Below are 12,679 nucleotides of genomic sequence, written 5' to 3'. Positions count from 1 at the left end.
GGCCGAGGCCGCCCGTCCGGGCCCTGTGCGTCAGGCCGTGCGCGTCAGACGAGCGCCGGCTCGCGGTCGTCGCCCTTCGAGGCGTCGCGGCGGGCGAGCGCCTCGCCCTCGACGTCCACCGACGGCAGCGCCTTGTCGAGCCACTTCGGCAGCCACCAGGCCCGGCGCCCCAGCAGGGCGAGCACGGCCGGGACGATCGTCATGCGGACCACGAACGCGTCGAACAGGACGGCGATCGCGAGCCCGAAGCCGATCATCTTGATCATCGAGTCGCCGGCCGTGATGAAGCCCGCGAAGACCGCGATCATGATGACGGCGGCGGCGGTGACCACCCGCGCGCTGTAGCGGAAACCGGTCACGACGGCCTCGCCCGGGCGGGCGCCGTGGACGTACGCCTCGCGCATCCGGGTGACGAGGAAGACCTCGTAGTCCATCGCCAGACCGAAGACCACGCCGACCATGAAGATCGGCATCATCGACATGATCGGGCCGGTCTCCTCGACCCCGAACACCCCCGACAGCCAGCCCCACTGGAAGACCGCGACGACGGCGCCGAGCGCGGCGAGCACCGAGAGCAGGAAGCCGAGCGCGGCCTTGAGCGGGACGAGGACCGAGCGGAAGACGACCATCAGGAGCAGGAACGCGAGGCCGACGACGAGCGCCAGGTAGGGCAGCAGCGCGTCGTTCATCTTCTCGCTGAAGTCGATGTTCATCGCGGTGGCGCCGGTGACCAGCACCTCGGCCCCGGTGTCGGAGCCCAGCTCGGCGCCGGTCTCGCGGATCTCGTGGACGAGGTCCTCCGTCGCGATGGAGGACGGCTCGGACTTCGGGATCACGGTGACCATGTAGGTGTCGCCGGCCTTGTTGGGCACCGGCGGGGTGACGGCGGCGACGCCGTCGAGCTTCTTGATCTCGTCGGCCGTGCGCTGCGCCGCGCCCTTGGCGTCCTTCGCCCCGGTGCCGTCGACGACGGTCAGGAGCGGGCCGTTGAAGCCGGGGCCGAAGCCGTCGGAGAGCAGGTCGTAGGCCTTGCGCTGGGTGGTGGACTCCGGCTGCGAGCCGTCGTCCGGCAGGCCCATCTCCAGGGAGCCGACGGGCACGGCGATCACGCCGAGGCCGACGACGGCGGTGAGCAGCACGGCGACCGGGCGGCGCAGGACGAAGCGGGCCCAGCGGGTGCCCATGTTGGGCTTCTCGGCGGGCTTGTCGGCCTCGGGGGCCGCGGTGCGGGCCGCCTCCATGGCCGCGCGGGCCTTGCGGCCGAAGACGCGCTTGCCGACGAAGCCGATCATCGCCGGGACCAGGGTCAGCGCGATGAGGACGGCGATGGCGACGGTGCCGGCCGCGGCCACACCCATCTTGGTGAGCATCGGGATGTCCACCACGGCGAGGCCCACCAGGGCGATGACGACGGTGAGGCCGGCGAAGACGACCGCCGAACCGGCCGTGCCGACGGCCCGGCCCGCGGCCTCCTCGCGCTCGCGGCCCTCGGCCAGCTCGGCGCGGTAGCGCGAGACGATGAAGAGCGCGTAGTCGATGCCGACGGCGAGGCCGATCATCGTGGCCAGGGTGGCGGTGGTGGAGCCGAGGTCGAGGACGTTGGCGAGCGCGGTGACCGTGGAGACCCCGATGCCGACCCCGATCAGGGCGGTGACCAGCGGCAGTCCGGCGGCGACCAGCGAGCCGAAGGTGACGACGAGGACGACGGCGGCGATCGCGACGCCGATGATCTCGCCGGTGCCGGTCTCCGGGATCGCCTGGAGCGCGTCGCCGCCGATCTCGACGGTCAGCCCGGCGTCACGGGCCTCCGCGCCGGCGTCGGTGAGCGCCTCGCGGTCGGCCTCCGTCAGCTCCATCCCGTTGACCTTGTAGTTCACGGTCAGGTAGGCGATGTCGCCCTTCCGGCTGACCCCTCCCGTCTTGTACGGGTCGGAGACGGCCGCGACCTGGTCGGAGCCGCCGTTCAGGTCCTTGGAGAGCTGCGCGACCTCGGCCTTGTGGTCCGGGTCGGTCATCTTCTCGCCGGCCGGCGCCTTCAGGACGACGCGGGCGGTGGCGCCCTCCGCGTTGCCGTCGGGGAAGCGCTTCTCGAGCAGGTCGAAGGCCTTCTGCGACTCCGTGCCGGGGATCGAGAAGGAGCTGGTGGTGGCGGTGGCGGCCGAGGCGGCGCCGAAACCGGCCAGGCCCAACAGGGCCACCCAGACGAGCAGGACGTAGCGGCGTCGCCTGAAGGACAGGCGGCCGAGCTTGTAGAGGAAGGTGGCCACGGGGGCGTAACTCCAGTCGCTGACGGGGGTCGGATCGGGGCGTGGTGGATCAGCCCGACGACGAGAGCGGCGCGTCAGGTGATGCGGGGGTGTCGCGCGGGTGCGCGGCGCGCCCGGGAGCGCCCGGGGCGTGGCGTGCCGTGAGGTGCCGCGGCGTGCTGCGTGCGGCCGTGCTCAGGCGCCGAGGGCGGGGAGGACCACGGCGTCGATGTACTCGGACAGGAAGCCTGCGTCGGCCGGCCGGTCCTCGATCATCTGGTGGGTGACGAAGGCGCCCATCATCATGTGGACGCCGAACCGCAGCGCCGGGCAGTCGGGGCTGATCTCGCCCCGGTCGACCGCGCGCCGCAGCATCACCGTGAAACCGTCGACCTCGGGCTCGATCAGCAGCTCGCGGAAGGCCGCGAGGAGTTCGGGATCGGCGTGCGCGGCGTGCACGAGACCGCGCATCAGCGCGTTCTCCTGCTCGAGCACGTGGTCGTCGCACATGGCGACCATCGCGCGCAGGTCGCCGCGGAGCGACCCCGTGTTGATGTCGACCGCGCTGAGCGGCTTCACGCTCCGGCGCAGCGCCTTGACGACCAGTTCGGCCTTGCTCCCCCACTGGCGGTAGAGGGTGGCCTTGCTGGACCGGGTCCGGCTCGCGACGGCGTCCATGGTGAGGGCCTCGAACCCCACCTCCCGGAGCAGCTCGAGAACGGCCTCGTAGAGCTCGTTCTCACGCTCGGGCGTGATCCTGCTGCGTCGCGTCGTTGCCACGCACGCCATCATCACACCTCCGGTCGGTGACAGTTCACGGCTCGTACGAAACGGTTTCGTACGCTTAAGACGGTACCCGACGGACTTAGCGAAACGAAACCGTTTCGTACGTGTCCTGGGTCACGCCCCTCGGGGGAACTTTCGCCCCCTGTGTTCGAGTTGCCGGGGCTGCGGAAGCGGAAAAGCATGGTCGGGTGAGCGGCTACCTGCGTTTCCCTCATCTCCACGGCGACCTCGTCTGCTTCGCGGCCGAGGACGACCTCTGGTTGGCCCCCCTGACGGCCCCCGGCGCGGCGCCGGAGCGGGCGTGGCGGCTCACGGTCGACCGGACCCGGATCGACCACCCGAGGTTCTCGCCGGACGGAAGCCAGATCGCGTACACCTCGTGGCGCAGCCTCGACCCCGAGGTGCACCTCGTGCCCGTCGACGGCGGCCCCTCGCGGCGGCTGACGTACTGGGGCGCCACCGACACGCGGGTCTGCGGATGGACCGAGGAGGGGCACATCCTGGCGGTCGCCTCGCACGGCCAGCCGTTCGCCCACTTCTCCTGGGCGTACGACCTGCCGACCGACGGCTCGCCGGGCCGCAGGCTCCCCTGGGGGCCCGTCTCCCACCTCGCCGCCCGCGAGGGCCACACGCTGCTGCTCACCGGCACTCCCCCGCACGAACCGGCCGCCTGGAAGCGCTACCGCGGCGGGGCGACCGGCCGGCTCTGGCTGCACCACAAGCCGGAGGAGAGCTTCGTCCGGCTGGTGCCCGACCTCGCCGGGCACCTCTCCTCCCCCATGCTCGTGGCCGGCCGGGTCGCGTTCCTCTCCGACCACGAGGGCGTCGGCAACCTCTACTCCGTCGCCCCGGACGGCTCCGACCTGCGCCGCCACACCGACCACGCCGAGTTCTACGCCCGCCACGCCTCCTCCGACGGCGCCCGCGTGGTCTACCAGCACGCCGGGGACCTCTGGCTCGCCGACGACCTCGCCGACCCGGCCGCCGTCCCGCGCCGCCTCGACGTCCGCCTCGGCGGCCCCCGCGCCGGCCGCCGCACCTACCAGGTGCCCGCCGCGCAGCACGTGAGCGCCGTCGCCGTCGACCCGACCGGGCGGGCCAGCGCGGTGACCGTGCGCGGCAGCCTGTACTGGCTCACCCACCGCGACGGCCCGGCCCGCACCCTCGCCGCCACGCCGGGCGTCCGGGTCCGGCTGCCGGAGATGCTCGGCGAGACCGGCGAGATCGCCTACGTCACCGACGCCGAGGGCGAGGACGCCGTCGAGATCGCCGCGCTCCCCCGCGCGTCCGGCGCCCAGCCCGCCCGGCGGCTCGCGGCGGGCGAGCTGGGCCGCGTCGCCGAACTGGTCTCCGACCCCGAGGGCTCGCGGCTCGCCGTCGCCACCCACGACGGCCGGCTGCTGATCCTCGGCGTCCCCCGCCCCGGCGCCGCGGAGGCCGAGGGCTACGAGGTGACGCGGTCGGTCAACGGCCCCGTCTCGCACCTCGCGTTCTCCCCCGACGGCGGCTGGCTGACCTGGTCCCACCCCGGCATCGGCCGCACCCTGCGCAAGATCCGCCTGGTCCGCGTGGGCGGCCCCGACGCCGCCTCCCGCACCCCCCTCGACGTCACCAACGGCCGTTTCGAGGACGAGAACCCGGTCTTCACCAGCGACGGCCGCTACCTCGCCTTCCTCTCCTGGCGCGGCTTCGACCCCGTCTACGACGTCCACACCGGCGGCATGTCCTTCCCGCTCGGCTGCCGCCCCTACCTGGTCCCGCTGTCGTCCGCGACCCCCTCCCCGTTCGCCCTGTCCCCCGACGGGCGGCCCGCGGCCGGCGGTCTGGACCCGCTGGAGCACGGCGGCCCCGACGGAGCCGCCGACGCGCCGGTCAGCACCGTCGTCGAGGTCGAGGGGCTGTGCGAGCGGGTCTTCCCGTTCCCCGTCCCCGCCTCCAAGTACTCCTCGCTCGCCCCGGTCGGCGGCGGCGGCCTGGTGTGGCTGCGCTGGCCCATCTCCGGCGCGCTCGGCGAGACCTTCGCCAACCCCTCGGACATGTCCGGCCGCCCCACCCTGGAGCACTTCGACCTCCCCAAGGCGCGCCGCACCGAGCTCGCGGCCGGGCTCGACGGCTTCTCCGTCAGCGGCGACGGCACCCGCCTGGTCGTCTCCGAGGACGGCGAGCTGCGGGCCGTGCCCGCCACCGAGCCCGGCGACAACGACACCACCACCTACCTCGACCTGCGGCGGATCCTCCACGAGGTCGACCCGGGCGCCGAGTGGCGGCAGGCCTACGACGAGGCCGGGCGGATCGTCCGCGCGCTGTTCTGGGACCCGGGCATGAGCGGCGTCGACTGGACCGCGGTCCTCGACCAGTACCGCCCGCTCCTCGAACGCGTCGCCTCCCCCGACGAGTTCGCCGACCTGCTGCGCGAGGTCCTCGGCGAACTCGGCACCTCGCACGCCTACGTCACCCCCGCCCGCCGCAACGAGGGCCCGCCGCACTACCAGCGCGCCCAGGGCCTCCTCGGCGCCAACCTCACCTGCCACGAGGGCCGGTGGCGGATCTCCCGCATCCTCCCGGGCGACTCCTCCGACTCCCGCGCCCGCTCCCCCCTCGCCGGCGCCGGCATCCGCGAGGGCGCCGTCCTCACCCACGTCGACGGCCGCCCCGTCGACCCCGTCACCGGCCCCTACCCCCTCCTCGCCGGCGCCGGCGGCACCACCGTCGAGCTCACCTTCACCACCGCCGAGAGCCCCGGCCGCGACCGCCGCATCGCGGTCGTGCCGCTCGTCGACGACCGGCCCCTGCGCTACCAGGACTGGGTCGCCAAGCGCCGCGACGTCGTCCGCGAGCTGTCCGGCGGCCGCTGCGGCTACCTGCACATCCCCGACATGGGCGGCTCCGGCTGGGCCCAGTTCAACCGCGACCTGCGCGGCCAGGTCGACCTGCCCGCGCTCATCGTCGACGTCCGCGGCAACGCCGGCGGCCACATCAGCCAGCTCGTCGTGGAGACCCTCACCCGCCGCATCATCGGCTGGGACCTCACCCGCGACGCCCAGGCCGTCTCCTACGCCGCCAACGCCCCGCGCGGGCCGCTCGTCGCGCTCGCCGACGAGGCCACCTCCTCCGACGGCGACATGATCACCGCGGCGTTCCGCGTCCTGCCGCTCGGCCCCGTCGTCGGCCAGCGCACCTGGGGCGGCGTCGTCGGCATGACCGGCCGCCACGCCCTCGGCGACGGGACCGTCATCACGGTGCCGATGAACGCGGCCTGGTTCGACGCCTACGGGTGGTCGGTGGAGAACCACGGCGTCGACCCGGACATCGAGTCCCTGAGGACGCCGCTGGACTGGGCGGAGGGGCGGTACGCGCAGCTGGACACGGCGGTGCGGGTGGCGCTGTCCCTCCTGGAGTCCCAGCCGGCCGCGGAGGCGCCGTCGTACGACGACGTGCCGGACCGGAGCCGGCCGGTGCTGCCGGAGCGGTGAGGAGCCGCGGGGCGTGGGGCGGCGCGCCTACCGGTGGCGCACGTCCGCGGGGCGCGCGCCTTCGCCGGGTGCGCCCCCGTCGGATGCCTCCCCGCCGGACGCGCCCCCGTCGCGCGCGGCGAACCGCCGGTCGAGGGCCAGGGACAGCTCCGCCTCGACGACGCCCTTGGCCAACGGCCGCAGCACGACGGCGCGTTCCACCCCGACGTGCGCGGAGAGCAGCGCGGCGAACGCCCCCGCCAGCGCCTCCGCGTGGCCCCGCACCTCCGCCCCGACGGCCATCACCGCCGACAGCGGCACGCCCTCGCGGACCAGCGCGGAGGAGATGTCCAGCAACCGGCGGCTGACGTGGACGACCTCGTCGCCGTCGACCGCGAGGTAGCCCAGCCGCAGCGCCGTCGCGAGGTTCTCCGGGGTGACGGAGCCCGCGAAGCGGTCGGCGAGCTCCTCGGGGGTCAGCCGGACCTGCTCCTCCTCCGACGGCGCCGGTGACGGCGCCCCCAGCAACGACCCGACCGACCGGCCGCTCTCGAAGGTCTCCACCAGGTCCGCGATCCCCGACAGCGTGTGCCCCCGTTCGAGCAGCGCCCCCACGGTCCGCAGACGTGCCAGGTGGTGCTCGTCGTACCAGGCGATCCGGCCCTCGCGCCGCGGCGGCGGCAGCAGCCTGCGCTCGCGGTAGTAGCGGACCGTGCGGACCGGCACCCCCGCCGCCTCCGCCAGCTCCGCCATGCGGAATTCCCGTGCCGACCGTCCCGAACTCACCCCCGCAGCCTACGTCGTACCGCCGGTAACTTTCCGTGCCGCACCCCTACCGGCCGGTACGAACCTGCCCTACGCTCCGACGTATCACGCCAGTGATTACTGGCAGAGTCGCAGACTCGCGGGAGGCGCAGGAATGAGCAAGCACGACCCCGAACACGTCCGCGTCGCGGTGATCGGCAGCGGCTTCGGCGGCCTCGGCGCCGCGGTCCGCCTGCGCCGCGAGGGCGTCACCGACTTCGTCGTCCTGGAGCGCGCGGACGCGGTCGGCGGCACCTGGCGCGACAACAGCTACCCGGGCTGCGCCTGCGACGTCCCCTCCCACCTGTACTCCTTCTCGTTCGCCCCGAACCCCGACTGGCCGCGCACCTTCTCCGGGCAGGAGCACATCCGCGCCTACCTGGAGCGCGTCGCCGACACCTTCGGCCTGCGCCCGCACATCCGCCTCGGCTGCGAGGTGAAGCGGATGCGGTGGGACGCCGACGCCCTGCACTGGGAGGTCGACACCGCCCAGGGCTCCTTGACCGCCGACGTGGTCGTCGCCGCGACCGGCCCGCTCTCCGACCCGAGCATTCCCGACATTCCCGGCCTGGACACCTTCGACGGCGAGGTGTTCCACTCGGCCCGCTGGGACCACAACGCCGACCTCCGCGGCAAGCGGGTCGCGATGATCGGGACCGGCGCGTCGGCGATCCAGATCGTGCCGTCGATCCAGCCCGAGGTCGGCCGCCTCACCCTCTTCCAGCGCACCCCGCCCTGGGTGCTGCCGCGCGTCGACCGCGAGATCACCGCCGCCGAGCGCGCGCTGCACCGCGCGCTGCCGGCGACGGCGAAGGCGCGGCGCGGGATCCTCTGGGGCATCAGGGAGGTGCAGGTCGGCGCGTTCACCAAGTACCCCGGGGTGCTCGGCCGGGTGGAGAAACTCGCCGTGCGCAACCTCCACCAGCACGTCGAGGACCCCGCGCTGCGGGCCGCGCTGACCCCGGACTACCGCATCGGCTGCAAGCGCATCCTGCTGTCCAACTCCTACTATCCGGCGCTGGCCCGGCCCAACGTGGACGTCGTCGCCTCCGGCCTGAAGGAGGTCCGCGGCAGCACGCTGGTCGCCGCGGACGGCACGTCGGTCGAGGCGGACGTCATCGTCTTCGGGACCGGCTTCCGCGTCACCGACATGCCGATCGCCGAACGCGTGGTGGGCGCCGGCGGTCAGACGCTCGCGGAGTCGTGGAAGGACGGCATGGCGGCGCTGCGGGGCGCGACGGCGGCGGGGTTCCCCAACTGGATGACGATCATCGGGCCGAACACCGGCCTCGGGAACTCGTCGATGATCCTCATGATCGAGTCGCAACTGAACTACCTGGCCGACTACGTGAAGCAGTTGGACGCCCTCAAGGGGCGCTCCGGCGAGCGGGTCGCCCTCGACGCGCGGCCCACCGCGGTGCACGCCTGGAACCACGGCGTCCAGGACCGCATGGCCCGCACCGTCTGGAAGACCGGCGGCTGCGACAGCTGGTACCTCGACGCCAACGGCCGCAACACGACGATCTGGCCGGGCACGACGTCGGCGTTCCGCAAGGAGACCCGGCGCGTGGACCTCGCGGAGTACACGGTCCTGCGGTCCGCGCGCACACCCGCGCCGGGGCTCCGCGCAGTGCCCGCGCCCCGCTGAACCGCCCCTCTAGGTTGACGATTTCGGAGCTGATCCCATGACCACCGCTCGCGACCTCACCGCCCTCTCCACGGACGGCCACCCCGTCCACGTCGAGGTGTACGGCCCCGCCTCCGCACCGCCCGTCGTCCTCGCCCACGGCTGGACCTGCAACACCACGTTCTGGGCCGAGCAGATCGACGCCCTGACGCCCGACTTCCGCGTGATCGCCTACGACCAGCGCGGCCACGGCCGCTCCCCCCACGGACCCGCCTCGACCACCGCCCTCGCCGACGACCTGGAGGCCGTGCTCGCGACGACGCTCGCACCCGGCGAGAAGGCGGTGATCGCGGGCCACTCCATGGGCGGCATGACGATCATGTCCGCCGCCGGCCGGCCGCGCTTCGAGGAGCACGCGGCGGCGGCGCTGTTGTGCAGCACGGGCTCGGGGCGGCTGGTGGACGAGTCCCGGGTCGTACCGCTGCTGCGGGAGAGCGCCCTGCGCGCCCGCCTGACGCGGTCGCTGCTGTCGACGCGGGCGCCGTACGGCCCGGTCACACCGCTGTCCAGGAAGCTGATCAAGTACATCACCATGGGCCCCGCGACGCCGCCCGCGCGGGTCGCGGCGGCCACCAGGATCGTCGCGGCGTGTCCGCGCGGACCCCGCGCGGACTGGGCGCACGTGCTCGACGCGGTCGCCCTGGACGAGAACGTCGGCCGCCTCACGGTGCCGACCGCCGTGATCGCCGGCAGCGTCGACCGGCTCACCCCGCTCCCCCACGCCCGCCGGCTCGCCGGGGAACTCCCGCACTGCACCGGCCTGCTGTTGCTGCCCGGCATGGGGCACATGACCCCCATGGAGGCCCCCGAAGCGGTGACGCAGGCGATCCGCGACCTGGCGGCCGCGTACCTGAACCCGACCTCCGACCGACCGGCCACCAAGGAGACCGTATGAGCGCCGTCAGCACCTCCCCCCTGGAGAACCGGGTCGCGGTCGTCACCGGCGGCGCGCGGGGAGTGGGCGAACTGCTCGCCCGCAAGCTCTCCGCACGCGGCGCCCGGATCGCCCTGGTGGGCCTGGAACCCGAGGAGTTGAAGCGGGTGACGGGCCGTCTGCACACCGACAGCGACCACTGGCACGCCGACGTCACCGACCCCGAGGCGGTCGCCCGGGTGGCCGGCGAGGTCAAGGAGCGGTTCGGGCGGGTGGACGTCGTCGTCGCCAACGCCGGGGTGGCGAGCGGCGGCCCGTTCGCCGCGTCCGACCCGGACTCCTGGCGGCGGGTGATCGAGGTCAACCTCGTCGGCTCCGCGGTCACCGCCCGCGCCTTCCTGCCGCACCTCGCCGAGACCCGCGGCTACCTCCTGCAGATCGCCTCCCTCGCGGCGATCACCCCCGCGCCGATGATGAGCGCCTACTGCGCCTCCAAGTCCGGCGTGGAGGCGTTCGCGCACTGCCTGCGGGCCGAGGTCGCCCCCCAGGGCGTCGGGGTCGGCGTCGGCTACCTCTCCTGGACCGACACCGACATGGTCCGCGGCGCCGACCGGCACGACGTCATGCGGGAGTTGCGCGCCAGGCTGCCGTGGCCGGCGAACAAGACCTACCCGCTCAGCCCGGCGGTCGACCGCCTGGTCACCGGCATCGAGCGCCGCTCCGCGCACGTCTACGGCCAGTGGTGGCTGCGCGGCATGCAGCCCGTCCGCGGGTACCTGCCCGCCCTGATCGGGACCGTCGGCGGCCGCGAGATGAACCGCTTCGCCGACCGGCTCGACGAGGTGCCCACCGGCCTCGTCGGTGCAGGTGGGGAGGCCGACGAACACGCTCGGAACACACTCCGTCACTGATCGAAATGCGCGGTGTGTCGGCCCGTGTCACGCTGATCGAGCCGCAGGGGAAACCGCCCCTCGGCGCCGACACCCCCCACCTTCAGGAGTGAAGACCATGGGTATTGCCGACCAGTTCAAGGACAAGGCGCAGGACCTCGCCGACCAGGCCAAGCAGAAGTCCGGCCAGGCCAAGGACGAGGCCCGCGAGCGTCAGCAGCAGGGCCGTGACCGCGCGGACGACGAGATGCACGACATGCAGGACCAGCGGGACCGCTTCGACCGCTGACGCGCGGCTGTCCGCTGGGACGGCATGAAAAGGCGCGCCCCGGTGGGTACTTCCCGGGGCGCGCCTTTCGCGCGCGCGGAGGCGTCCTTGAGGTGCGCCTGCGCGCGCGGGATGCCGTTTTCTCGGAGCCCGGCCGAAAGGCCTCTCCTGGAGAGGTCGTACGCGACTCCTAGAGGTCGTACGCGACGGACACCGGCGCGTGGTCGGACCACCGCTCCTCGTGGGTCGCCGCCCGCTCCACCCATCCCTTGACCGCCCGCCCGGCCAGCCGCTCCGTTGCCACGTGGTAATCGATGCGCCATCCCGTGTCGTTGTCGAACGCCCGGCCCCGGTAGGACCACCACGAGTACGGACCCTCCACCCCCGGGTGCAGCGCGCGGACGACGTCCGCGTAGCCCGCCTCGTCGAAGACCCGCGACAGCCACTCCCGCTCCTCCGGCAGGAACCCGGAGCTCTTGCGGTTGGCGCGCCAGTTCTTCAGATCGGCCTCCTGGTGCGCGATGTTCCAGTCACCGCACACCAGGACGTCCCGCCCGTTCGCCGCCGCGCGTGACCGCAGCTCCACGAGGTACGGCAGGAACGCGGCCATGAAGCGCTCCTTCTCCGACTGCCGCTCCGTGCCGACCTCGCCGGACGGCAGGTACAGCGAGGCGACCGTCACCCCAGGGAGGTCGATCTCGACGTACCGCCCGCTCTCGTCGAACTCCGCGGCCCCGAAACCGACCTGCACCCGCTCGGGCTCGCGGCGCGTGTACACCGACACCCCGGCCCGCCCCTTCGCCGCCGCCGGCGCGTGCACGGTGTGCCATGCGTCCGGCCGCCGCACCGCCTCGGGCAGCTGCTGCGGCTCCGCCCGCACCTCCTGCAGGCAGACGACGTCCGCGGCGGTGGCGTCCAGCCACTCCACGAACCCCTTCTTCGCGGCGGCCCGCAGACCATTCACATTGACCGAGGTGACAGTGAGCATCCCGGCACGATAACCCGTGCCCCGTAGCACTCGACAAACCCCATAAACTCGAACACATGCGCATCACCCCGGTCCCGTACGACCACCCCGACGCAGTGAAGCTCAACGACGCCGTCCAGCTCGAGTACGCCGAGCGCTACGGCGACGGCGGCGACGTCACCCACCTCGAGGCCACGATGTTCATGCCGCCCCGCGGCCTTTACCTGATGGCGTACGACAGCCAGGAGCGCCCCGTCGCGACGGGCGGCTGGCGCGGGCAGGACGGCAACGCGGCCGAGGGGTACACCGACGGCGACGCCGAGCTGAAGCGCATGTACGTCGTCCCCGAGGCACGCGGCCTCGGCCTCGCGCGGCGGCTGCTCGCCGCGCTCGAGGAGGACGCCCGCGCGGCCGGCCGGCTGCGCATGGTCCTGGAGACCGGCACCAAGCAGCCGGAGGCGATCGCGCTCTACGAGTCGAGCGGCTACGCGCAGTGCGTGAAGTTCGGCTACTACCGGGAGTACGACAACAGCCGGTGCTACGCGAAGGCGCTCTGAGACCGGTCGGAGGCGCGTGGCGGGTACGCGGTGCGTGGTTCGCGGTGCGCGGTGCGCGTTCAGCGCGGCGGGGTCCTGGACCTGGGGCCTGCGTTCCGCGCGAAGGGTCCTGGACCGCGGCTCCGCAGGGCGCTCCCCGCGTCAGGAT

At 73.4% G+C, this 12,679-nt stretch carries 10 protein-coding genes; 6 read left to right on the top strand and 4 right to left on the bottom strand.

Annotated features, from left to right (window positions below; all coding sequences use genetic code 11):
• Positions 1-44: 44 nt before the first annotated feature.
• Both ACFWEG_RS17845 and ACFWEG_RS17840 read right to left on the bottom strand, forming a co-directional pair.
• Complete coding sequence (locus tag ACFWEG_RS17845; RefSeq protein ID WP_387216001.1) at positions 45-2,267, bottom strand: MMPL family transporter; 2,223 nt, start codon at positions 2,265-2,267, stop codon at positions 45-47.
• Positions 2,268-2,441: 174 nt separating this feature from the next.
• On the bottom strand, positions 2,442-3,035 hold the full coding sequence (locus ACFWEG_RS17840; RefSeq protein WP_387215998.1) for a TetR/AcrR family transcriptional regulator: 594 nt from the start codon (positions 3,033-3,035) through the stop codon (positions 2,442-2,444).
• Positions 3,036-3,220: 185 nt separating this feature from the next.
• On the opposite strand from ACFWEG_RS17840, the gene ACFWEG_RS17835 reads away from it, so the two are divergent.
• Positions 3,221-6,505: a S41 family peptidase gene (locus tag ACFWEG_RS17835; RefSeq protein ID WP_387215996.1), complete on the top strand. Its 3,285-nt coding sequence runs from the start codon at positions 3,221-3,223 to the stop codon at positions 6,503-6,505.
• Positions 6,506-6,532: 27 nt separating this feature from the next.
• Here the strand turns inward: ACFWEG_RS17835 and ACFWEG_RS17830 are convergent, their stop codons facing one another.
• Positions 6,533-7,237: a MerR family transcriptional regulator gene (locus ACFWEG_RS17830; protein WP_387215993.1), complete on the bottom strand. Its 705-nt coding sequence runs from the start codon at positions 7,235-7,237 to the stop codon at positions 6,533-6,535.
• Between the two features lie 166 nt (positions 7,238-7,403).
• On the opposite strand from ACFWEG_RS17830, the gene ACFWEG_RS17825 reads away from it, so the two are divergent.
• The 4 genes from ACFWEG_RS17825 to ACFWEG_RS17810 all read left to right on the top strand — a co-directional run bounded on the left by ACFWEG_RS17825 (position 7,404) and on the right by ACFWEG_RS17810 (position 11,028).
• Positions 7,404-8,936: a flavin-containing monooxygenase gene (locus ACFWEG_RS17825; RefSeq protein ID WP_387215990.1), complete on the top strand. Its 1,533-nt coding sequence runs from the start codon at positions 7,404-7,406 to the stop codon at positions 8,934-8,936.
• Positions 8,937-8,973: 37 nt separating this feature from the next.
• Positions 8,974-9,870: an alpha/beta fold hydrolase gene (locus ACFWEG_RS17820; protein WP_387215987.1), complete on the top strand. Its 897-nt coding sequence runs from the start codon at positions 8,974-8,976 to the stop codon at positions 9,868-9,870.
• Positions 9,867-10,760 (top strand): SDR family oxidoreductase, encoded by an 894-nt coding sequence (locus tag ACFWEG_RS17815; RefSeq protein ID WP_387215984.1) that lies wholly within the window; start codon positions 9,867-9,869, stop codon positions 10,758-10,760. The genes ACFWEG_RS17820 and ACFWEG_RS17815 overlap by 4 nt, the downstream gene beginning before the upstream one ends.
• A gap of 97 nt (positions 10,761-10,857) precedes the next feature.
• Positions 10,858-11,028, top strand: a complete 171-nt coding sequence (locus ACFWEG_RS17810) for a hypothetical protein (protein ID WP_387215981.1) — start codon at positions 10,858-10,860, stop codon at positions 11,026-11,028.
• A gap of 169 nt (positions 11,029-11,197) precedes the next feature.
• Here ACFWEG_RS17810 and ACFWEG_RS17805 read toward each other — a convergent pair whose 3' ends face one another.
• Complete coding sequence (locus tag ACFWEG_RS17805) at positions 11,198-11,995, bottom strand: exodeoxyribonuclease III (RefSeq protein ID WP_387215978.1); 798 nt, start codon at positions 11,993-11,995, stop codon at positions 11,198-11,200.
• A gap of 56 nt (positions 11,996-12,051) precedes the next feature.
• Here ACFWEG_RS17805 and ACFWEG_RS17800 point away from each other — a divergent pair, with 56 nt between their 5' ends.
• On the top strand, positions 12,052-12,531 hold the full coding sequence (locus ACFWEG_RS17800) for a GNAT family N-acetyltransferase (protein ID WP_387215976.1): 480 nt from the start codon (positions 12,052-12,054) through the stop codon (positions 12,529-12,531).
• The last annotated feature ends 148 nt before the right edge of the window (positions 12,532-12,679 follow it).

Origin of the sequence: Streptomyces sp. NPDC060194 (genome assembly GCF_042728285.1) — a bacterium.
Taxonomy (GTDB): domain Bacteria; phylum Actinomycetota; class Actinomycetes; order Streptomycetales; family Streptomycetaceae; genus Streptomyces.
This window is presented reverse-complemented; position numbering and strand designations above follow the sequence as displayed.